The organism is Burkholderia sp. KL41, from assembly GCF_057005415.2.
Genome location: NZ_CM174446.1, coordinates 1,060,967 through 1,081,332 on the forward strand (window position 1 = coordinate 1,060,967; position 20,366 = coordinate 1,081,332).

The following is a 20,366-nucleotide window of genomic DNA, read 5'->3' on the forward strand; positions in this document are numbered from 1 at the left end:
CGCGTCACCGTCCGCCGATACCTGCACGGCGTATCCGACGGCCTTAGTCGTAGTCTCAGCCAGCGCCACCAGACGCTGGTTTTTTGCGTGGGTGCCACCGCGTATGCCCGCCTCGCCCAATGTGCGAAGGTGCCGGCCCTCTTACACCGTGGCCTCGAACGGTACTTATACCGTTTCCCCGATGTCTGCACGCCCCAACCAAGGCGTGCGGCGTCGTGATTCCGCGGCGCGTTACCTGTCTCGCCATCGAGCTGAGCGAGCCGCACGAGTCATGTTCATGGGAGATGATCTGAATGAACGCTTGGTTATCGTGGCGTCCTAGTGAGCAGCATGCGCAATTCGTGCGCAGCATGCTGCGTCGCGGGACGCGTGTCAGTCACCATCTATTCAGCGTTGTCGGCTGTCTCGCGGTAGCGGTTGCACTCGCACTGTGGCTGCTGCCAACCGTGCGCGGCACGCTTGCCGCGAAGCTGATGCCGGTCGTATCCGCGGCCGTGCAAGCCGGCCCGGCCCGTCTGCTGACCGGCCATCCGCTGCCGAACTTCGCGCCCGCCGGCGCGCAGCCGCAGCAGGAAGACAGCCCTGAAACGGACGCGCTTGCGGTCGGCCTCGACGTCGCACCGGAAGCCAACGCGCAGGGCGATGCATCCGATCCCGCCCGCAACGGCCCGTCGCCCGTTGCGCTGGCGAAGCTGATCCCGACCCAGCGCGTGGCGGCCGATGCGCGTGACGACCGTGCGCTCGCGTCGAATCGCGAGCAGGCGCTGGTCGCGACCTACCTGTCGCGCCGTTACCGCGTCGCGCAGGAGCCGCTCGGCCAGCTCGTCAAGGCTGCGTTCCAGACCGGCCGTGACGTCGGCCTCGATCCGCTGCTGCTGCTGTCCGTGATGGCGATCGAATCGGGCTTCAACCCATACGCCGAAAGCGGCGTCGGCGCGAAGGGCCTGATGCAGGTCATGTCGAAGGTCCATTCCGACAAGTTCGAGTATTTCGGCGGCACCGATACCGCACTGCAGCCGCTCGCGAACCTCCAGGTCGGTGCGCTCGTGCTGAAGGACTGCATTGCACGTGGCGGTTCGCTCGCGAACGGCCTGCGCCTGTACAACGGCTCGACGAACCCGGACGACACCGCATACGGCGCGAAGGTGATGGCCGAGCGTGGTCGCCTGCGCGACGTGTCGCACGGCCGCAGCGTGCCGGTCAACGCGCCGCAGGCGCCGGCGAAGCCGATCGTCACGGCCGCCGCCGTGACGGCGGCAGCGGGCGGCGCGAAGCGCGTGCATGCGACGCTCGAAACCACGACGTCGGCGAAGTCGACGGCATCGAAGGAAGCCGCGCCGCAGGACGACGCGAGCGTCGATACCGCGAAGTCGCACGGCGACCGTTCGGAGCTCGGCGCGTAACGCCCGGCGCTAGCACACCGCACGGCTCCGGCCGGCAGGACATGAAAAAGGCACCCGATCAGGGTGCCTTTTGCTTTTTGCGGCGCGAGAAGCCGCCGGCGTGCCGGCCGAGGCTCAGTCGTGGCTCAGTGCTGCCCGAACAACGTCGCGAGCCGTTCGACCGCTTCCTCGAGCCGCGAGTAGGCCGTCGCATAGGACAGGCGGATATAGTCGCGCGGCGCATGGACACCGAAGTCCATGCCGGGCACCAGCACGACGCCCGCGTCGTGCAGCATCGCCGTCGTGAGCGCGGCGCTGTCGCCGGCCGCCGGGTGGGCGACGCCGCCGCAGTGCGCATACACATAAAACGCGCCGTCCGGCATCACGGGCACCGTGAAGCCGAGCCGTTCGAGCGCCGGTGCGATGAAATCGCGGCGGCGCTTGAATTCGAGCCGACGCGCTTCGTAGATGTCGAGCGCTGCCGGCTCGAAGCAGGCGAGCGCCGCGTGCTGCGCGAGCGCGGACGGGCAGATGAACAGGTTCTGCGCCAGCTTCTCGAACGTGCCGACCAGCGCGGGCGGCACGACCAGCCAGCCGAGCCGCCAGCCCGTCATGCTGAAATACTTGGAGAAGCTGTTCACGGTGACGACGTCGTCGCCGAATGAAAGCGCCGACACGGGCGCCGCGTCGTAGCTGAGCCCCTGGTAGATCTCGTCGACGATCGTGAAACCGCCGCGTGCGCGCACGGCTTCGACGATCCGTTTCAGCTCGTCCGGTTCGAGCGACGTGCCGGTCGGGTTCGACGGCGATGCGAGCAGCACACCGCGAGTGCGGTCGCCCCAGCGCGTGCGGACGTCGTCCTCGGTGAGCTGGAAGCGCGCGTCCGGGCCGCTCGGCACGAGCACCGCGCGGCCTTCGGCCGCCGCGACGAAGTGCCGGTTGCACGGATACGACGGGTCGGGCATCAACACCTCGTCGTCACGCCCGACGAGCGCGAGGCACGCGAGCAGCAGCGCAGCCGACGCGCCGGCCGTCACGACGATCCGCTCCGGGCTGATCGTGAGGCCGTAGGCACGCGCGTAGTGCGCGGCGATCGCTTCGCGCAGCGGTGCAATGCCGAGCGCGCTCGTATATTGCGTGACGCCGCGGCGCAGCGCGGCCGCAGCCGCTTCGACGACCGGCTCCGGCGCGGTGAAATCCGGCTCGCCGATGCCCATGTGGATAACATCGCGCCCGGAGGACTCGAGACGCTGTGCCTCCTTCATCAGTTCCATTACGTAGAAGGGCTGGATCGCGTCGACGCGTGCGGCGAGCTTGACGAGCGAATCGGTGGCGGTATTCATCGGGCGGGCAGGGGGAGGGGGCGTGACGAAAGAAAAAACGGGCGCATGCGCGCCCGTTCCGGACCAAACGGTATCAGCCGTTGCGGCGCGCCTGCGTTTCGGCGGGGCGCAGCTTCGCGGCGAGCTTGTCGAGCACGCCGTTCACGTACTTGTAGCCGTCGGAGCCGCCGAACGTCTTCGCGAGTTCGACGGCTTCGTTGATGATCACGCGGTACGGCGTTTCGACGTGGTGCGTGAGCTCGAACGTCGCGATGAGCAGCACGGCGCGTTCGACCGGCGACAACTGGTCGATCGGGCGGTCGAGCGACGGCGTCAGCGCTTCGACGAGCGTGGTGTGCTCGCGGATCACGCCGTGCAGGATCGCGTCGAGCAGCTCCTTGTCAGCCTTGTCGTAACCGAGCGCGCCGCGCAGTTGCGCGTCGATCTCGCCGGAGGACGCGTTCGACAGCAGCCACTGGTACAGCCCCTGCGTCGCCAGCTCGCGCGATTGTCGGCGGGCGCTCTTCTTCATGCGCGCTCCTCTTCGTCGTCTTCGTCTTCATCTTCGTCCTCGTCGTCATCGCCGAGCTGGTCGAGGGCCATCGTCAGGTTGGCCATCTCGACGGCGACGCGTGCGGCATCACGACCCTTTTCGGTCATGCGCGCGACGGCCTGCTCGTCGTTTTCGGTCGTCAGGACTGCGTTGGCGATCGGCAGGTTGAAGTCGAGGCCGATGCGGGTGATGCCCGCGCCGCTCTCGTTCGACACGAGTTCGAAGTGGTAGGTCTCGCCGCGAATCACCGCGCCGAGCGCGATCAGCGCGTCGAACTGGCCGCTTTCCGCGAGCTTCTGCAGCGCGAGCGGGATTTCCAGCGCGCCGGGCACCGACACGAGCAGCACGTCTTCACCGGTGACGCCGAGGCGTTCCAGTTCCTCGACGCACGCATCGGCGAGGCCGTTGCATACCGGCTCGTTGAAGCGCGATTGCACGATGCCGATCCGCAGGCCGTCGCCTTCGAGATTCGGTTGGTATTGTCCGATTTCCATGATCTTGTCCGTGGTGTGGATGAACGGTTATAGGGCGAAAGCGCCGTGGCGGGTTACGCGTTGGACGCCGGGCAGGACTTGGCTTCGCCGCCGGGCATCGGGATGAAGCCCGTGACTTCCAGGCCGTAGCCGGACATGCTGCCCAGCTTGCGCGGATTCGACAGCACCTGCATCTTGCCGACGCCGACATCGCGCAGGATCTGCGCGCCGATGCCGAACGTCTTGAAATCGACCGGCCGGCGCTTCAGCACAGCGGCCTTTTCTTCCTCGTCGAACGCCTTGAAGACGTCGATCAGGTGTTCCTTCGTGTCGCCGCAGTTGAGCAGCACGATCACGCCGAGGTCGCGCTCCGCGATCTCGCGCATCGCGGCGTCGAGCGTCCACGAGTGCGTCGACACGCCCGTTTCGAGCAGGTCGAGCACCGACAGCGGCTCGTGCACGCGCACCGGCGTATCGGCGTCGGGCGCGGGCGCGCCGCGCACCAGCGCGATGTGCGGCGAGCCGCTCGGCTGGTCGCGGTACAGCACCGCGCGGAATGTGCCGTGCGCGGTCTGCATCGTACGCTCGGCGATCCGCTCGATGATCGATTCGGTGCGGCTGCGGTACTGGATCAGGTCGGCGATCGTGCCGATCTTCAGGTTGTGCTCCTGCGCGAATTCGATCAGGTCGGGCAGGCGCGCCATCGTGCCGTCGTCCTTGATGATCTCGCAGATCACCGCGGCCGGCGTGAGGCCGGCGAGCGCGGTGAAGTCGCAACCGGCCTCGGTGTGGCCCGCGCGCACGAGCACGCCGCCCGGCTGCGCCATGATCGGGAACACGTGGCCCGGCTGCACGATGTGCTCGGGGCGCACGTCGTGCGCGACCGCCGTGGCGATCGTGTGCGCACGGTCGGCGGCCGAGATGCCGGTCGTCACGCCTTCGGCCGCTTCGATGCTGACCGTGAACGCGGTGCCGTACTGCGTGCCGTTGCGGTAGGTCATCAGCGGCAGGTGCAGCTGCTTGCAGCGTTCCTGCGTCAACGTCAGGCAAACCAGGCCGCGGCCGTACTTGGCCATGAAGTTGATCGCTTCCGGCGTGACGAATTCGGCGGCGATCACGAGGTCGCCCTCGTTTTCGCGGTCTTCTTCGTCGACCAGGATCACCATCCGGCCGGCTTTCAGCTCGGCGATGATGTCGAGCGTGGAGGCGAGCGTCATAAGGGGGCGAGAAAGAGGAAAGTGCGTATTTTACGCCAGCCGGACGGCGTTTCGGCTGGCAGGGGCCGCGCGCCGCCGGCAAGCGCTCCGGAAAGCGCCGCGGCCGGCCTGCGCGGCAGGCCTTGCCCGGCTGCGCGTCAGGCGTGCTGGTCGCGCCCGCCCAGGTAGTCGAGCTTGCCGAGCTCGACGCCGCTGTGGCGCAGGATGTCGTACGCGGTCGTCACGTGGAAGAAGAAATTGGGCAGCACGAAATTCAGCAGGTACGACTCGCCGGTGAACTCGATCGGGCCGACGCGCATCTTCAGCACGATCTGGCGCGTCTCGCTGCCGTCGATCTGCGCGGCGTCGAAGCTTTTCAGGTAGTCGATCGTCTTCTGGATGCGTGCGTGCAGTTCGTCGAAGGTCTGCTCGACGTCCGGATAACTCGGGATCTCGGCGCCGGCGAGGCGCGCGGCGCAGCCTTTGGCCGTGTCGGTCGCAATATAGACCTGGCGGACGAGCGGCAGCATGTCCGGGTACAGGCGGGCGCCGACGAACACCGACGGATCGATCTGCTTTTCGGCCGCATGCGCCTGCGCCTTGCCGAGAATGTGCTGAAGATTGGTCAGGCCGCGGATCAGCACGGGCAGCGAAGCCTGGTACATCGAGATGGACATGGGGACGACTCCTTGAGGAAGAGGGCGGCCGCTACGCGGCGCGTCGTGCATTGCGGTATCGAAACCGCTGTCGACGCATCTTAGCGCGACCGCATGACCCGTGCGCGTCGTTGGCCGTTCGGCCGATGGAGCCGGCGGGCGGGCCGGTGCGCCCGCGGCGCCTTCTCGAGGTTCACTTCGCCGGGGTGGGCGAGGCCGACCGTACGGTTCAGGCTTTCGCGCGACACGTCGACGTCGAACGCGGTGTCGCTCCTGTCGATCACCGTCATGCACGCGCCCTGGATCGCAATGCTGCCGCCCAGCGCGACATCGGCGAGGTCGAGCCCGCCGGCCGGCACGGTCAGGCGCACGCCGGCGTCGGCCGACGCGCCGAGCGGCCGGATCGATTCGATATGGCCGCGACAATTCCGGTGATCGTCGCGACGATCCCGTTCAGTGCGCGGCGTCCGTCGGCGTGAAGCGCGCGAGGATCCGCAGATCGTCGCCGACCCGCTCGACCCCGTGGAACGACAGCCGCGTGCGCGCATCGAGGCTCGCCGGCGCGGCGAGGTCGAACATGCCGGCCGCATCGGCGCCCAGCAGGCTCGGTGCGAGATAGACGAGCAATTCGTCGACGCACTGCTCGCGCAGCAGCGAGCCGTTCAGCTTGTGGCCGGCCTCGACGTGCAGCTCGTTGACGCCGCGTGCGCCGAGCGCCGCCAGCATCGCGGGCAGGTCGACCTTGCCGTGCGCATTCGCGAGCGGCACGATTTCCGCGCCGCGTGCCTTCAGCACCTTCGCCCGCACTTCGCCGGCGGCGTCGAGCCGGCCGCAGAAGATCAGCAGCGGAGCGCCTTCGAGCAGCCGCGCGTCGAGCGGCAGGTCGAGGCGGCTGTCGACCAGGATGCGCTGCGGCTGGCGCGGCGTGTCGATCCCGCGCACGGTCAGCAGCGGGTTGTCCTCGCGCACGGTGCCGATGCCGGTCAGGATCGCGCAGGCGCGCGCGCGCCACGCATGCCCGTCGAGGCGCGCGGCCTCGCCGGTGATCCACTGGCTTTCGCCGGACGGCAGCGCGGTGCGGCCGTCGAGCGACGCGGCGGTCTTCATCCGCACCCACGGGCGGCCGCGTGTCATCCGCGACACGAAGCCGATGTTCAGTTCGCCGGCTTCATGCGCGAGCAGCCCGCAGCGTACGTCGATGCCGGCGTCGCGCAGCATCCCGAGGCCGCGCCCCGATACCTGCGGGTTCGGGTCTTCCATCGCGGCGACGACCTTCGCGACGCGCGCGTCGATCAGCGCGTTCGCGCACGGCGGCGTGCGGCCGAAATGGCTGCACGGTTCGAGCGTGACGTAGACGGTCGAGCCCGCGACGTCGTAGCCGTGCGCGCGCGCGTCCTTCAGCGCCTGGACCTCCGCGTGATCCTGGCCGGCCGGCTGCGTGAAACCTTCGCCGATCACGTCGCCGTCCTTGACGATCACGCAGCCGACACGCGGGTTCGGTGCCGTCGTATACATGCCGCGCGCGGCGAGCGCGAGCGCACGCTGCATGTGGGCGAAATCGATATCCGAGAACATGCGCGCGGCCCCGGGTCAGGCAGCGAGTGCCGCGAAGGCGCGGCGCGCGGCCGCGAGCGTCGCGTCGATCACCGCGTCGTCGTGCGTGCTCGACACGAAGCCGGCCTCGTACGCGGACGGCGCGAAATACACGCCTTCGTCGAGCATCAGGTGGAAGAAGCGGTTGAAGCGCTCGGTGTCGCTCTTCGTGACTTCGGCGAAGCTGGTCGGCACGCGTTCGGCGAAGTAGAGGCCGAACATCGCGCCGATCGAGTCGGCCGCGAACGGCACGCCGGCCGCGCGCGCTTCGGCCGCGAGGCCGTCGGCGAGACGCTTCGTCTGTGCGGTGAGCGCGTCGTAGAAGCCCGGCGCCTGGATCAACTGCAGCGTCTTCAGGCCCGCGGCGACCGCGATCGGGTTGCCCGACAGCGTGCCGGCCTGGTAGACGCCGCCGAGCGGCGCGAGGTGGGCCATGATGTCGCGGCGGCCGCCGAACGCGGCAGCCGGCATCCCGCCGCCGATCACCTTGCCGAGGCAGGTGAGGTCGGCCGTGATCCCGTAGTACGCCTGCGCGCCGCCGAGCGCGACGCGGAACCCGCACATCACCTCGTCGAAGATCAGCACGGCGCCGTGCTTCGTGCACAGTGTGCGCAGCGCGTTGAGGAATTCCGGCGTGCCGCGCACGAGGTTCATGTTGCCCGCGACCGGCTCGACGATCACGGCGGCGATCTCGTCGCCGAACGCGCCGAACGCTTCCTCGAGCGCGGCGACGTTGTTGTATTCGAGGACGGTCGTGTGCTTCGCGATGTCGGCGGGCACGCCGGCCGACGTCGGGTTGCCGAACGTCAGCAGGCCCGAGCCGGCCTTCACGAGCAGGCTGTCCGCGTGGCCGTGGTAGCAGCCCTCGAACTTGACGATCCGGCTGCGGCCCGTGAAGCCGCGCGCGAGGCGCAGCGCGCTCATCGTGGCCTCGGTGCCGCTCGACACCATCCGCACCTGCTCGATCGACGGCACGAGCTTGCAGATTTCCTCGGCGATCTCGATCTCGGCTTCGGTCGGCGCGCCGAACGAGAAGCCGTCGGCGAGCACGTTCTGCACGGCCGACAGCACCTCTGGATGGACGTGGCCGACGATCATCGGGCCCCACGAGCCGATGTAGTCGATGTACTGCTTGCCGTCGGCATCCCAGAAATACGGGCCTTGCGCGCGCGCGACGAAGCGCGGCGTACCGCCGACCGAACGGAATGCGCGCACCGGCGAGTTGACGCCGCCGGGAATGGTCTTCTGGGCGCGTTCGAAGAGGATCTGATTGTTGGACATGAGCGAAACCTGCGAGAGAAGGGCGCGGGGGGCCTGTGCACGGGCCGCGGCGCCTGGGCGGAACGATCGTCCGATTGTACCGGAGACGCGCGCGGCGGGCCCGCGGCTCGGTCCGCGGCCTTTCGGCGCGTGCGGGGTTGCGCGGGCCGGGGCCGGAAAGGAGGGGCAGATGCGGCGCGGCGGCCGCTTCGGTTATCGCGGCGGTTTGCGCTTGCCGGTCAGCTCGGCCCAGCGTTTCTCGAGCGGGCCTTCGACCATCGGCTTGATCACGGTGCCGGAGCTTTGCGCATCCCAGGTCTGTACCGAGTACGGATGCACGCGCAGCGCGTCGCGCGGGATCACGACGTCCTGGTGCGCGTCGACCAGCCAGTCGTATACGAAGTCGATGCACAGCCGGTAGCCGCGCTTCGTCGCCGGATCGGGTACCTCGTACGGCGCGCGCGTCACGTAGCCGGAGCCGAACACGCCCTTGGGCTCCTTCGCGACGCGGTGCAGGAACACGCGGTCGCCCGGCAGGATGCCGCGCGCGAAGCCGCAGCCCCACACGTCATGCACGGCCTCGCCGGCCTTCACGCGCGCGGCGACGTCGGGCAGTTCGGGCCACGGCCATTTCTTGGGGCTCCAGATCAACAGGAAAGCGGTCATCGGTTCGGTCGTGCGTCGAATTGGATGGGTCAGACAATATAGGGGAGCGAGGCGCTGCAAGCTTAATCGAATCCCAGCTCGCGATCCCGCGCGGCGGGCGCCGCGCCGGTGTTTTTCCGCCGGTCGCGCGCCGGGCCGGCGGCACGAAAAAAAGTTGCGCGTACAATCATGGGCCCGAGCGCGCCGTTCGCGACGCGGTCTCCCGTCTTCACCACCACGCGCGCCCCGATGCGCGCGGCGCTTCATTCCGGATACCCATGTCTCACGTCGTCCGGCGCCGGCCCGATGCCCGGCTGATCCTGTTGCTCGGCGCGCTCGCCGCCTGCGGGCCGATCGCTACCGACATGTACCTGCCGAGCCTGCCGTCGATCGCCGACGGCTTCTCCGTCAGCCCCGGCGCCGCGCAGCGCACGCTGACGAGTTTCATGGCCGGCTTTTCGGTCGGCATGCTGCTGTACGGCCCGCTGTCCGACACGTGGGGCCGCCGTCCCGTGCTGCTCGGCGGCATCGCGCTATTTACGCTCGCGAGCATCGGCTGCTTCGTGTCGAACTCGATCGACATGCTGATCCTCGTGCGCTTCCTGCAGGCGCTCGGCGCCGGCGCGGCGTCGGTGCTGTCGCGTGCGATCGCGCGCGACGCGCACGAGCCGACCGACGCGGCGAAGGTGCTGTCGATGGTCGCGATCGTCACCGCGGTCGGGCCGCTGCTCGCGCCGCTGATCGGCGGGCAGATCCTGCGTTTCTCGGGCTGGCGCGGCGTGTTCGTCGTGCTGGCCGTGTTCGGCGCGGTGTGCGCGGCGACCGCGTACCTGCGCGTACCCGAAACCTGGCCGAAGGAGCGGCGCAAGAGCGCGGCCGTGCTCGCGTCGTTCGCGTCGTACGGGCGCATCCTGTCCGATCCCGTCGCATGGGGGCACATGCTGTGCGGCGGGATGGCGTTCGCGTCGATGTTCTCGTACATCACCGCGACACCGTTCGTCTACATCGAGTATTTCCACGTGTCGCCGCAGCACTACGGGCTGCTGTTCGGCCTGAACGTGGTCGGCATCATGATCGGCAACTTCACGAACACGCGGCTGGTCGGCCGCGTCGGTTCGCTGCGCATCATCGCGGCCGCGTCGCTGGTGAGCTGCATCGCGTCGCTCGCGGTCGCGCTCGTCGCGCTGACGGGGTGGGGCGGGCTGTGGTCGATCGTCGTGTGCCTGTTCTTCGTCGTCGGCGTGGTCGGGATCCTGTCCGCGAACTGCACGACCGACCTCATGCATCGTTATCCGCACAATGCGGGCGCGTCGGCGGCCGTGTTCGGCGCGATGCAGCTGGCGCTCGGCGCGATCGCGAGCGTGGCGATCGGCGCGCTCGCGGACGGCACGCCGTTCGCGATGGGGGTGACGATCGGTGTTTCGGGCGTGCTGTGTCTCGCCGGGCGCTATCTCGTGCTGCGCTGGCACGGGCGGCCGGTGAAGGCGGGCGCCTGAGCGGCGCGGCGGAACTGACGGAGGAGGGCGGTGGACGGGTTTGAACTTCCCACCTCTGCATCACTTGGAACGGTCTGACGAGCGATTGTCGAGTCGATAGTTGCGCTTCGGGTTGGTTACGAATCGCCCGACTTCGGTCTCGAGTTCCTGGCTGTGATACAGATCCAGGCATTTTAAAAAATCGAATCTCACGCCCTTGATTTCAGACTCGACGACCGGATTGCGATAGTCGTGAGCAAGAAAACGATTGACCAGCGATTTGCCCGCATCGGGGTTCCGCTCCAGATCGAAGTCGGTCCAATCCATTAGTGCACTGGCGCTGCTTCCCGCGTCCATCGCAGCGGACGGTTCATTCCGATAAGCGGTCGCGATGCATTCGGCGAACACCATGTCCTTGTAGTTCTGCGCGTAGGTTCGGGCGCCGGCTTGTGGCGACGACGTATCCGTGGCGTGGCTGGGTTGTACTGCGAACATCGGTGCCCAGAACATCGCACACCGGAGCAGTGGATCTTGACTCATGGCGGACTCCGGAGGTATGCACAGATCCAACACATCGCCTAAAAATAAACCGGCCCATTTGACGAGGTGCAATCAGCGCGGTAGGCTTTCCAAGCGCTGATTGCTCCACTCTCCATCCAAAATAGCCTGATAGAGCATGCCTAGAGTCAGTGGCACTTTGTCATATTTTTCTCGGCGTTTTCTGGAGAAGGCCATCCGCACCACTTCAATCAAGCTAAAGCCCTCACCTGAGAAGTAGCGATTGAAATCAAAATCTCCAACTTGCACCGGAAATTTGTCGAAGAAGCGCTCCATAAACTCGACCGCATCGTCGCCAGTGATATCCAAATCACCCTCGACGGCATGACCTTTTGTGAGAATTTTTTTGGGACTAACCCCGGCCTCCCTTCTCACAAAATCCTCAAACTCGTTCCATGTAAGCTGGCTCATCAGAACACCTGTCCTCAGGCTTAACAAGCGCGTTATAGCGCGACACGGAACGAATGCTGATCATCGTGACATCCTTGGCAGCAATGACCCAGCCAACGACAGGAACCGCGCGCCCAACGAAAACCCCAATGTTTCTTACCAGAATGAACTTCAAGCGCTTGACGCTGGCGTTGGTGAGCGTTGGGAGGATCTTCTTCTTCAAATCGTAGTCCAGATACTTGCGACTCAATATCGACGCGACAGAAGTACCCGGTGTGGTACCAAAGGGCTTTGCTCGTGTTGGCATCCAATTTTGACCGGCCACAATGGCGACCACTGCTGCTACATCGTCAACACCAAGCTCCTTGCATGTCTCATCGATAAAGACAAGGAAAAACCGCTCCATCGGCGCGAGATCTCGATGTGTACCAAAGGCATAGGTATTGTTCATTATAGTATTCCTCTCTCAGGCTATCGGCGAGGCTGAAACCTCGAAGAGAACGATCCCCTGCCTATCGTCCAGGGTGCTGCCTCCCAGCGAAGGCGAGAATTTGATCACTTCTGCTTTGCCGCATCGCTGGATATTGGTGGCCACGTTGGCCCAATCGTTCGCGCAACTTGCTCCGCGGAATTTATCGGCGCGTAAATGCGCATTGCTGCTGCCCCTGCGGCTGAAAAACGTGGTCTAGACATATCCCTCTCCGCAAACTGGATGAACGTGATGCTGTCGGTACCAATCGGGGTTCTGTGAAAAACGCGTCATTTCTCGTGTCGGACCGGAATGGCGGCATCACGCGGAGTGAAGGAAGTTACCGAGCCTGTGCAACTGCTGACAATTGGACTTGTTCGAAAATGGGAGCGTGTACGAACGTATGACGTCACGTGCGCCCTCGGCAGAAGGCATCGTCGATGCCTGCCGGGTCGCTGTTGTTCTCGCCGATGCCGCTCATGCGAAACACCCCGAACGCCGGGCTTGAATCCAGCGTTCGGGGTGTCTTGCATCGATGGCGTTTCGCCGAAGCGTCAATCCCGCGCGACGTCCTTCGCCGCCGGCGACGCGCCGTGGCTCAGCCAGTCGAGCACGTCGGCCGTTTCGTCGTCGCTCGCGCGTGCCTTCGCCTGGGCGACGGCCTCGGGCAACTCGCCGTTCGTCGATGCCCGGCGGATCGCGACGCCGACCGCGAGGATGTCGATCATCAGCAGATGCAGGATCCGCGAGATCATCGACAGCTGCGATTCGCGCATCTCGATGTGGTCGGTTTCGAGCGCGACGGTCGCGCGCTTCGCGAGCGGCGTGTTGCTCGACGTGATCGCGATCACCTTCGCGCCGGCCTGCATCGCGACGTCGAGCACGCGCAGCAGCTCGGGCGCGCGTCCCGACTTCGACACCGCGACGATCACGTCGCCCTTGCCGAGCAGCGCGGCCGATGCGGCCTGCATGTACAGGTCGCCGTACGCGATCGTCGGGATCCCGAAGCGGAAGAACTTGTAGTGCGCGTCCTGCGCGACGATGTTCGAGTTGCCGAGCCCGTAGAACTCGATGCGCCGCGCGCCGTTCAGGATCTCGATCGCGTTCTCGACGTGCTCGAAGTTCAGGTGCTCGCGCAGCTGCAGGATCGCCGACACCGTGTTGTCGAGCACCTTCGCGCCGAAGTCGGTGGCCGTGTCGCCGAGATGCACCTGGCTGTGGCTCATCGGGATCGTGCCGGTGAGGCCGGTGGCGAGCTTCAGCTTGAAGTCCGACAAGCCCTGGCAGCCGAGCGAGCGGCAGAAGCGGATCACCGTCGGCTGGCTCACGTCGGCCTTGCGCGCGATGTCGACGATCGGGTCGTTGATGATCGAGCGCGGATGGTTCAGCGCGAGATCGGCGACACGGCGCTCGGCCGGCGTCAGTGCGTCGCGCATCTGGCGGATCCGTTCGAACACGGCCGACGACGCGCCGCCCGAGCGGTTCGACAGCTGCTCCGCGAGGATCGCGGATACGCCGAGGAACGCCGGGTATTCGGCGGTGATCAGGTAGGTCGGGATGTTCTCGAGATAGTGCGTGAAGCGGCCCTTCGCCTCGAAGCGCGCGCGGAACGACGAGCGCGTGAACAGCTCGCCGAGCTTCAGCGCGACGCCGCCGCCGATGTACACGCCGCCGAGCGCGCCGAGCGTCAGCGCGACGCTGCCCGCGAACGCGCCGAGAATCCCGCAGAAACATTCGACCGTCTCGAGCGCGAGCGCGTCGCCCGCATGCGCGCGCTCGACGATCTCGACCGTGTCGACGGTCGCGGCGACGCGCTTCTTGTCGCGCGCGGCGAGCGCGCGATAGATGATCTCCATGCCGGGGCCCGCACACACACGTTCGAACGACACGTGCGGAAACTTCTTGCGCGCGTACTGCAGCACCAGATCCTCGCGCTCGTCCTGCGGCGCGAACGACGCGTGGCCGCCCTCGCTGCCGAGCGCGATCCAGCGGTCGTCGGCCGGAATCAGCCCCGACACGCCGAGCCCGGTGCCGGGCCCGAGCAGCCCGATCACGCTGTTCTGGCGGCGCGCGCCGCCGCCGACCTGCACGCGCTGCGCGTCGGTCAGGCCCGGCAGCGCCATGGCCAGCGCGGTGAAATCGTTGACGACGAGCAGCGTATCGAAGCCGAGCGCGCGGCGCGTCGCCTCGATCGAGAAGCTCCAGTCGTGGTTGGTCATCGTGACCTGGTCGCCGTCGACCGGATTGGCGATCGCGATCGCCGCGTGGTTCACGCGGCTGATCTTCACGTCCTTCAGGTATTTGCGGATCGCGTCGGTGAGCGTCGGATAGTCGGCGCCGGGATACACGCGGATCTGCGTGATGTCGCCCGGCCCGGTTTCCAGCGCGAAACGCGCGTTGGTGCCGCCGACGTCCGCGAGCAGGCGCGGGCCGTCGGCATGCTGGCCCGCGACAACGGCCTTACTTTGCGCACCAGTAGACATCGAGCTGGGTCCCCTTGTCGTTGGCCAGTTGGGAAATCGCGTTCTTCTGCAGCGATGCGGCCGCGGCGTCGAGCACCGCGCGCTTGCGTTCGCCCGCGATCAGCAGGAACAGCCGGTCGACGCGCTTGAGCGCATCGAGCGAGAAGCTCACGCGCGCATGCGGCGCGGCGCCGGGATGCACGGCGACGAACCGCTCGGGCGTCGTGATCGCGTGATCCCATTCGGGCGCATCGGCGAAGATCGACGCGGTATGGCCGTCCTCGCCCATGCCGAGCACCGCGACGGTCGGCACGCGGTAGTCGGCGTTGGCGTTCAGCGCGGCGACGTGCGCGTCGAGCGCGCTGCGCGTGTCGACGAGCGGCAGGAAGCGGGCAGGGGCCGCCGCGTGCTGCAGCAGCGTGTCGCGCACCAGGCGCGCGTTGCTGGCCGCGTCGTCCTCCGGCACCCAGCGGTCGTCGACCAGCGTCACGTCGACGCCGGCCCAGTCGAGCGCCGCGTGCGACAGCGTGTGCAGGAACGGGCGCGGGCTCGTGCCGCCGGACACCGCGAGCGTCGGGTGCGCGGGGCCGGCGAGCGCGGCGCGCAGCGCATCGCCGACGGCGCGCGCGAGCGCTTCGCTTTGCGCTTCCTGGGTGTCGAAAGCGTGGATCTCGATCACATCTCCTCCGGACTGCTTTGTCTGTTCAAATCGTACGAATCGTGGGGCACGTCGCCGCGTACGAAGACGTGCGCGGTGACGTTTACATCAGTTCTCTTCTTCGAGCCAGCAGGTGTCGTGCTGCGCGAGCATCGCGCTCGCCGCGGCCGGCCCCCACGTGCCCGCCGCGTACGGCTTCGGCGGCTTCAGCGTGCGTGCCCATTCGTTCAGGATCGGTTCGACCCAGCGCCATGCGGCTTCCTGTTCGTCGCGGCGCACGAAGAGGGCGAGACGGCCGTTGATCACGTCGAGCAGCAGGCGCTGGTACGCCTCCATCTGCCCTTCCTTGAAGAACTGGTCGAACGCGAGGTCGAGGTGCACGCTCGCGAGGTTCATCCCTTCGCCCGGCTGCTTGGCGAGGCAGTACAGGCGGATCGTCTCGTTTGGCTGCAGCCGGATCACGAGGCGGTTCGAACCGGGACGCAACGCGGTGGGCCCGAGCGCCGAGTGCGGCACCGGGCGGAAATTGACGACGATCTCCGCGACGCGGTCGGCCAGACGCTTGCCGGTGCGCAGGAAGAACGGCACGCCGGCCCAGCGCCAGTTCTCGATCTCGACCTTCAGCGCGACGAAGGTTTCGGTCTGGCTGTCGGGCTTCACGCCCGGCTCGGTCGCGTAGGCGGGCACCTGCGCGCCCTTGATCACGCCCGCATGATACTGGCCGCGCACGGCCACCTTGCCGATGTCGCGCGGATCGACCGGCTTCAGCGCGCGCAGCACGCGCAGCTTCTCGTCGCGCACCGAATCCGAATCCATCGAATGCGGCGGTTCCATCGCGACGATCGACAGCAGCTGCAGCAGGTGGTTCTGCACCATGTCGCGCAGCGCGCCCGTATTGTCGTAGAAATCGCCGCGTGCCTCGACGCCGAGCTCCTCGGCGATCGTGATCTGGATGCTCTCGACCCATTCGCGGCGCCACAGCGGCTCGAACAGCGCATTGCCGAAGCGCAGCGCGAGCAGGTTCTGCACGGGTTCCTTGCCGAGGTAGTGGTCGATCCGGTAGATCTGGCCTTCCGCGAAGATCTCGCCGACCGCGTCGTTGATCGCATTCGACGACTTCAGGTCGTAGCCGAGCGGCTTCTCGAGCACGATGCGCGAGCCTTCGTTCAGGCCGACCGACGCGAGCGCCTTGCAGATCGGCACGAACAGCGACGGGCCCGTCGCGAGATAGAACACGCGGATGCCGGGCAGCGATGCGATCGCGTCGCGCAGCACGACGTAGTCTTCCGCGCGGCCGAGGTCGAGCTTCACGTACTCGATGCGATCGAGGAAGGACTTCCACGCGGTTTCGTCGAGCGCCTTGCCGGCGGCTTTCTCCGCGTGCGGCTTCACGTGCGTGTCGACCCACTCGAGATAACCCGCGCGATCCGATTCGTGACGCGCCACGGCGACGATCCGGCCGCTCTCCGCCAGCATGTTCGCACGGTGCGCTTCGAACAGCGCGGGCAGGATCTTGCGCATCGACAGATCGCCGGTGCCGCCGAAAAGTACGAAGGTAAAGCTGGAATCGGTATGCATGTGTCTCCGCCGTGTTGGGGGTGCTGGGAAGCGATCCGTAGTGCGATAAAAATATTTTTGACACTGAATTGTAGTTTAACTACAATCCGCCGCAAGGGGTAGCACCTGGGTGAAGAAAAAAAGAAGTGCGGTCGATGAACTGCGCGAGCTTCGCCTTCGGGAACGCCTTGTGCCGAATGTTATCGGACATTGACGGCGCGCATCGTCAGCGCGGCGTCGGCCCCGGGCTCGCGCCGCAGCATCGCGGCGGGCCAGAAACACAAAGAGGAGACACGCCGTTGAATCTCGATTCACGCTTTCTGTAAGAGCCCGGCCGGTCATCGGCCCCGTACGCTGCATGCGTCCCGCGGCTCGATTTCCCCGTCGTTTATCAAGAAGCCGGTTCCCGGTCAGGGAACCTCACGAGTTGATTCAGTCTGGAGGAGATAAGTAATGAAAGTTCGCTCGATCATGGGCGCGCTCTGCGCGGCAGGTCTGATGGCTGGCGCCGTGGCGGCGCAGGCAGCCGAGAATGTAACGGTGCTGCACTGGTGGACCTCGGGCGGCGAGTCGAAGGCCGTCGGCGTGCTGAAGGATGACCTGCAGAAGCAGGGCTACGTGTGGAAGGACTTCGCGGTCGCGGGCGGCGCGGGCGCAGCGGCGATGACCGCGCTGAAGACCAAGGTGATCAGCGGCGACGCACCGTCGGCCGCGCAGATCAAGGGTCCGCTGATCCAGGACTGGGCCGACCAGGGCGTGCTCGTCAACATCGATTCCGCTGCCGGCGACTGGAAGCAGAACCTGCCGCCGGAAATCGACAAGATCATCAAGTACAAGGGCCACACCGTCGCGGCGCCGTTCTCGGTGCACCGCGTGAACTGGCTGTACATCAACAAGGCCGCGCTCGACAAGGTCGGCGCGAAGGTGCCGACCACCTGGCCTGAATTCTTCGCGGTGGCCGACAAGCTGAAGGCCGCGGGTATCCAGCCGGTCGCGATGGGCGGCCAGCCGTGGCAGGACCTGACGCTGTGGGAAGACGTCGTGCTGTCGCAGGGCCCGGCGTTCTACAAGAAGGCGCTGGTCGACCTCGACCAGGCGACGCTGACGTCGCCGCAGATGCTGTCCGTGTTCGACACGGTGCGCAAGATCCAGGGTTACTTCGATACCGGCCGTAACGGCCGCGACTGGAACCTCGCGACCGCGATGGTCATCAACGGCAAGGCCGGCATGCAGTTCATGGGCGACTGGGCGAAGGGCGAGTTCGAGAACGCCGGCAAGAAGGCGGGCAAGGACTACATCTGCGCGGCGGTGCCGGGCACGGCGAATGCCTACACGTTCAACGTCGACTCGTTCGTGTTCTTCCAGCAGAAGGGCGAGAAGGCCGCGACGCCGGGCCAGCTCGCGCTCGCGAAGACGATCATGACGCCGGACTTCCAGGAGCAGTTCAGCCTGCTGAAGGGTTCGGTGCCCGTGCGCCTCGGCGTGAAGATGGACAAGTTCGACGACTGCGCGAAGAAGTCGTACGCCGACGAGCAGACCGCGATCAAGTCGGGCGGCTTCGTGCCGTCGCTCGCACACGGGATGGCGCAGAGCGATGCGACCGCCGGCGCGATCACGGACGTCGTGACGAAGTTCATGAACTCGCAGCAGGATTCGAAGAGCGCGGTCGCCGCGCTCGCGAAGGCCGCGAAGGTCAAGTAACGCGCGACAGGCGCCCGGCCGGACACGCTATCTCGGCCGGGCGTTTTTGCATGTGCAGCAAACGGGCTCGCCCGCGGGCCCGTGCCGTACCGGCGCCGGCCCGGCCTGCGTCGCCCTCGTTCCAGGAGTCGAATCAAGTGGCTGCCCCTCTTAGCGGAAACGGATCCGGCGCTGGCGCCGCACGGCGCACGTCGCCGATGTCGGCCTTCGCCGATCGCTGGATCCCGAAGCTCGTGCTTGCGCCGAGCGTCGCGATCGCCGTGGTGTTCATCTACGGCTTCATCCTGATTACCGGCTATCTGTCGCTGACCAATTCGCGGCTGTTGCCGAACTACGAATTCGACGGCTTCGGCCGTTACACGGACCTGTTCCAGAACGACGTGTGGTGGACGTCCGCCGCGAACCTCGCGTGGTTCGGGATTCCGTTCATTGCGATCTGCGTCGCGCTCGGGCTGTTCCTCGCGATCCTGCTCGACCAGCGGATCCGCAACGAAGGCGCGCTGCGCGCGATCTTCCTGTACCCGATGGCGCTGTCGTTCATCGTCACGGGCACCGCGTGGCAGTGGATCCTGAACCCGGGCCTCGGCCTCGAGAAGGTGATGCACGACTGGGGCTGGACGAGCTTCTCGTTCGGCTGGCTCGACGATCCGGACAAGGCGATCTTCTGCGTGGTGATCGCGGCCGTGTGGCAGTCGACCGGCTTCGTGATGGCGCTGTTCCTCGCAGGGCTGCGCGGCGTCGACAGCGAGATCTTCAAGGCCGCGCAGGTGGACGGCGCGACGCTGCCGACCATCTACCGCAAGATCGTGATCCCGAGCATGCGCCCGGTGTTCTTCTCGGTGCTGCTGATCCTCTGCCACATCACGATCAAGACCTTCGACCTCGTCGTCGCGCTGACGGCGGGCGGCCCGGGCACGTCGTCGTCGCTGCCGGCCATGTTCATGTACACGTTTTCGTTCAACCGCGGCCAGCTCGGGCTCGGCGCGGCATCCTCGGTGATGATGCTCGCGACCGTGGTCGCGGTGCTGGTGCCGCTGATGTATATGGAATCGAGGAGCACCCGCAATGCAGCCTAAGATGACGATCAGCCGGGCAGTGATCTACGCGGCACTGATCCTGTTCGCGCTGTATTTCCTGTTCCCGATCTACGTGATGCTGTCGACGTCGTTCAAGGATCTCGACCAGCTGCGCACCGGCAACCTGCTGACGCCGCCCACCAGCTGGACCATCGACCCGTGGGTGAAGGCGTGGAGCGGTGCGTGTACCGGCGTGCGCTGCGACGGGATGAAGCCGTTCTTCCTGAACTCGCTGGAGATGGTGATCCCGGCCGTGCTGATCTCGTCGCTGATCGGCGCGTTCAACGGCTACGTGCTCACGCACTGGCGCTTTCGCGGCGCCGACGCGCTGTTCACGATGATGCTGGTCGGCTGCTTCATCCCGTTCCAGGTGATCCTGCTGCCGATGGCGCGCCTGCAGGGGATGCTCGGCCTCGCCAACACGATTCCGGGCCTCGTGTTCGTGCACGTCGTGTACGGGATCGCGTTCACGACGATGTTCTTCCGCAACTTCTACGTGAGCGTGCCGGCCGAGCTGGTGAAGGCCGCGCGCATCGACGGCGCCGGTTTCTTCACGATCTTCACGAAGATCCTGCTGCCGGTGTCGCTGCCGATCTTCATGGTGTGCCTGATCTGGCAGTTCACGCAGATCTGGAACGACTTCCTGTTCGGGATCGTGTTCTCCGGCGTCGATTCGATGCCGATCACGGTTGCGCTGAACAACCTCGTCAACACGTCGACGGGCGTGAAGGAGTACAACGTCGACATGGCCGGCGCGATCATCGCCGCGCTGCCGACGCTGCTCGTCTACATCGTTGCCGGCCGCTATTTCGTGCGCGGGCTGACGGCGGGCGCGGTGAAGGGGTAAGCGCGGCTTCATCCGATACGACGAACCGGCCGCGCCTCGCGCGCGGCGCATCGAAACGAACCCGACGCGGCGCCGGAGTGTGCCGCGCGAGAC

General features: G+C 66.6%; 19 protein-coding genes and 1 pseudogene. 5 read left to right on the top strand and 15 right to left on the bottom strand.

Features of this window, described 5'->3' with window-relative positions:
* Positions 1 to 293: 293 nt before the first annotated feature.
* Positions 294 to 1,403: a lytic transglycosylase domain-containing protein gene (locus PQB87_RS05025; protein WP_059811616.1), complete on the top strand. Its 1,110-nt coding sequence runs from the start codon at positions 294 to 296 to the stop codon at positions 1,401 to 1,403.
* A gap of 125 nt (positions 1,404 to 1,528) precedes the next feature.
* Here the strand turns inward: PQB87_RS05025 and PQB87_RS05030 are convergent, their stop codons facing one another.
* The 9 genes and pseudogenes from PQB87_RS05030 to PQB87_RS05070 form a co-directional block, all read right to left on the bottom strand.
* Positions 1,529 to 2,725 carry a pyridoxal phosphate-dependent aminotransferase gene (locus tag PQB87_RS05030; protein WP_027788133.1) on the bottom strand — a complete coding sequence of 399 codons (1,197 nt, stop codon included), beginning with the start codon at positions 2,723 to 2,725 and terminating at the stop codon, positions 1,529 to 1,531.
* A gap of 73 nt (positions 2,726 to 2,798) precedes the next feature.
* The gene (gene nusB / locus PQB87_RS05035) at positions 2,799 to 3,236 is read right to left on the bottom strand and encodes a transcription antitermination factor NusB (protein ID WP_027788132.1); all 438 of its coding nucleotides are present in this window, start codon (positions 3,234 to 3,236) and stop codon (positions 2,799 to 2,801) included.
* Positions 3,233 to 3,751 (bottom strand): 6,7-dimethyl-8-ribityllumazine synthase, encoded by a 519-nt coding sequence (gene ribH, locus PQB87_RS05040; RefSeq protein ID WP_489242653.1) that lies wholly within the window; start codon positions 3,749 to 3,751, stop codon positions 3,233 to 3,235. The genes nusB and ribH overlap by 4 nt, the downstream gene beginning before the upstream one ends.
* A gap of 53 nt (positions 3,752 to 3,804) precedes the next feature.
* Complete coding sequence (gene ribBA, locus PQB87_RS05045) at positions 3,805 to 4,947, bottom strand: bifunctional 3,4-dihydroxy-2-butanone-4-phosphate synthase/GTP cyclohydrolase II (RefSeq protein WP_059485266.1); 1,143 nt, start codon at positions 4,945 to 4,947, stop codon at positions 3,805 to 3,807.
* Positions 4,948 to 5,084: 137 nt separating this feature from the next.
* Positions 5,085 to 5,603, bottom strand: coding sequence for a DUF1993 domain-containing protein (locus PQB87_RS05050; RefSeq protein WP_021163454.1), 519 nt, complete (start codon positions 5,601 to 5,603; stop codon positions 5,085 to 5,087).
* Positions 5,604 to 5,749: 146 nt separating this feature from the next.
* A pseudogene (locus PQB87_RS05055) lies at positions 5,750 to 5,995 on the bottom strand (riboflavin synthase family protein); the annotation flags it as partial.
* Positions 5,996 to 6,035: 40 nt separating this feature from the next.
* Positions 6,036 to 7,157 (bottom strand): bifunctional diaminohydroxyphosphoribosylaminopyrimidine deaminase/5-amino-6-(5-phosphoribosylamino)uracil reductase RibD, encoded by a 1,122-nt coding sequence (ribD, locus tag PQB87_RS05060; RefSeq protein ID WP_060174680.1) that lies wholly within the window; start codon positions 7,155 to 7,157, stop codon positions 6,036 to 6,038.
* Positions 7,158 to 7,172: 15 nt separating this feature from the next.
* Positions 7,173 to 8,456 (bottom strand): glutamate-1-semialdehyde 2,1-aminomutase, encoded by a 1,284-nt coding sequence (hemL, locus tag PQB87_RS05065; protein WP_060060649.1) that lies wholly within the window; start codon positions 8,454 to 8,456, stop codon positions 7,173 to 7,175.
* A gap of 192 nt (positions 8,457 to 8,648) precedes the next feature.
* Positions 8,649 to 9,101: a hypothetical protein gene (locus PQB87_RS05070; protein WP_048024193.1), complete on the bottom strand. Its 453-nt coding sequence runs from the start codon at positions 9,099 to 9,101 to the stop codon at positions 8,649 to 8,651.
* A 257-nt stretch (positions 9,102 to 9,358) separates the two neighbouring features.
* On the opposite strand from PQB87_RS05070, the gene PQB87_RS05075 reads away from it, so the two are divergent.
* Complete coding sequence (locus PQB87_RS05075; RefSeq protein ID WP_059685612.1) at positions 9,359 to 10,576, top strand: Bcr/CflA family multidrug efflux MFS transporter; 1,218 nt, start codon at positions 9,359 to 9,361, stop codon at positions 10,574 to 10,576.
* A 60-nt stretch (positions 10,577 to 10,636) separates the two neighbouring features.
* Here PQB87_RS05075 and PQB87_RS05080 read toward each other — a convergent pair whose 3' ends face one another.
* The 6 genes from PQB87_RS05080 to zwf form a co-directional block, all read right to left on the bottom strand.
* Complete coding sequence (locus tag PQB87_RS05080; protein ID WP_060060652.1) at positions 10,637 to 11,095, bottom strand: type VI secretion system amidase immunity protein Tai4; 459 nt, start codon at positions 11,093 to 11,095, stop codon at positions 10,637 to 10,639.
* 72 nt (positions 11,096 to 11,167) lie between these two features.
* Entirely contained in the window at positions 11,168 to 11,524 is a 357-nt protein-coding gene (locus tag PQB87_RS05085; protein ID WP_060060654.1) for a DUF1493 family protein, read from the bottom strand.
* Positions 11,496 to 11,954, bottom strand: a complete 459-nt coding sequence (locus PQB87_RS05090; RefSeq protein WP_233343733.1) for an STM2901 family protein — start codon at positions 11,952 to 11,954, stop codon at positions 11,496 to 11,498. The genes PQB87_RS05085 and PQB87_RS05090 overlap by 29 nt, the downstream gene beginning before the upstream one ends.
* A gap of 572 nt (positions 11,955 to 12,526) precedes the next feature.
* Positions 12,527 to 14,455, bottom strand: coding sequence for a bifunctional transcriptional regulator/glucokinase (locus tag PQB87_RS05095; protein ID WP_111940392.1), 1,929 nt, complete (start codon positions 14,453 to 14,455; stop codon positions 12,527 to 12,529).
* Positions 14,433 to 15,113 carry a 6-phosphogluconolactonase gene (gene pgl / locus PQB87_RS05100; RefSeq protein WP_489242654.1) on the bottom strand — a complete coding sequence of 227 codons (681 nt, stop codon included), beginning with the start codon at positions 15,111 to 15,113 and terminating at the stop codon, positions 14,433 to 14,435. Before pgl ends, PQB87_RS05095 begins: the two co-directional genes overlap by 23 nt.
* A gap of 87 nt (positions 15,114 to 15,200) precedes the next feature.
* Positions 15,201 to 16,670: a glucose-6-phosphate dehydrogenase gene (gene zwf, locus PQB87_RS05105; protein ID WP_027788124.1), complete on the bottom strand. Its 1,470-nt coding sequence runs from the start codon at positions 16,668 to 16,670 to the stop codon at positions 15,201 to 15,203.
* Between the two features lie 432 nt (positions 16,671 to 17,102).
* Here zwf and PQB87_RS05110 point away from each other — a divergent pair, with 432 nt between their 5' ends.
* The 3 genes from PQB87_RS05110 (at position 17,103) to PQB87_RS05120 (ending at position 20,273) form a co-directional block, all read left to right on the top strand.
* On the top strand, positions 17,103 to 18,350 hold the full coding sequence (locus PQB87_RS05110) for an ABC transporter substrate-binding protein (RefSeq protein WP_027788123.1): 1,248 nt from the start codon (positions 17,103 to 17,105) through the stop codon (positions 18,348 to 18,350).
* Between the two features lie 137 nt (positions 18,351 to 18,487).
* Entirely contained in the window at positions 18,488 to 19,426 is a 939-nt protein-coding gene (locus PQB87_RS05115; protein ID WP_111940396.1) for a carbohydrate ABC transporter permease, read from the top strand.
* Positions 19,416 to 20,273, top strand: coding sequence for a carbohydrate ABC transporter permease (locus PQB87_RS05120; protein ID WP_059685608.1), 858 nt, complete (start codon positions 19,416 to 19,418; stop codon positions 20,271 to 20,273). The genes PQB87_RS05115 and PQB87_RS05120 overlap by 11 nt, the downstream gene beginning before the upstream one ends.
* Positions 20,274 to 20,366: the final 93 nt, after the last annotated feature.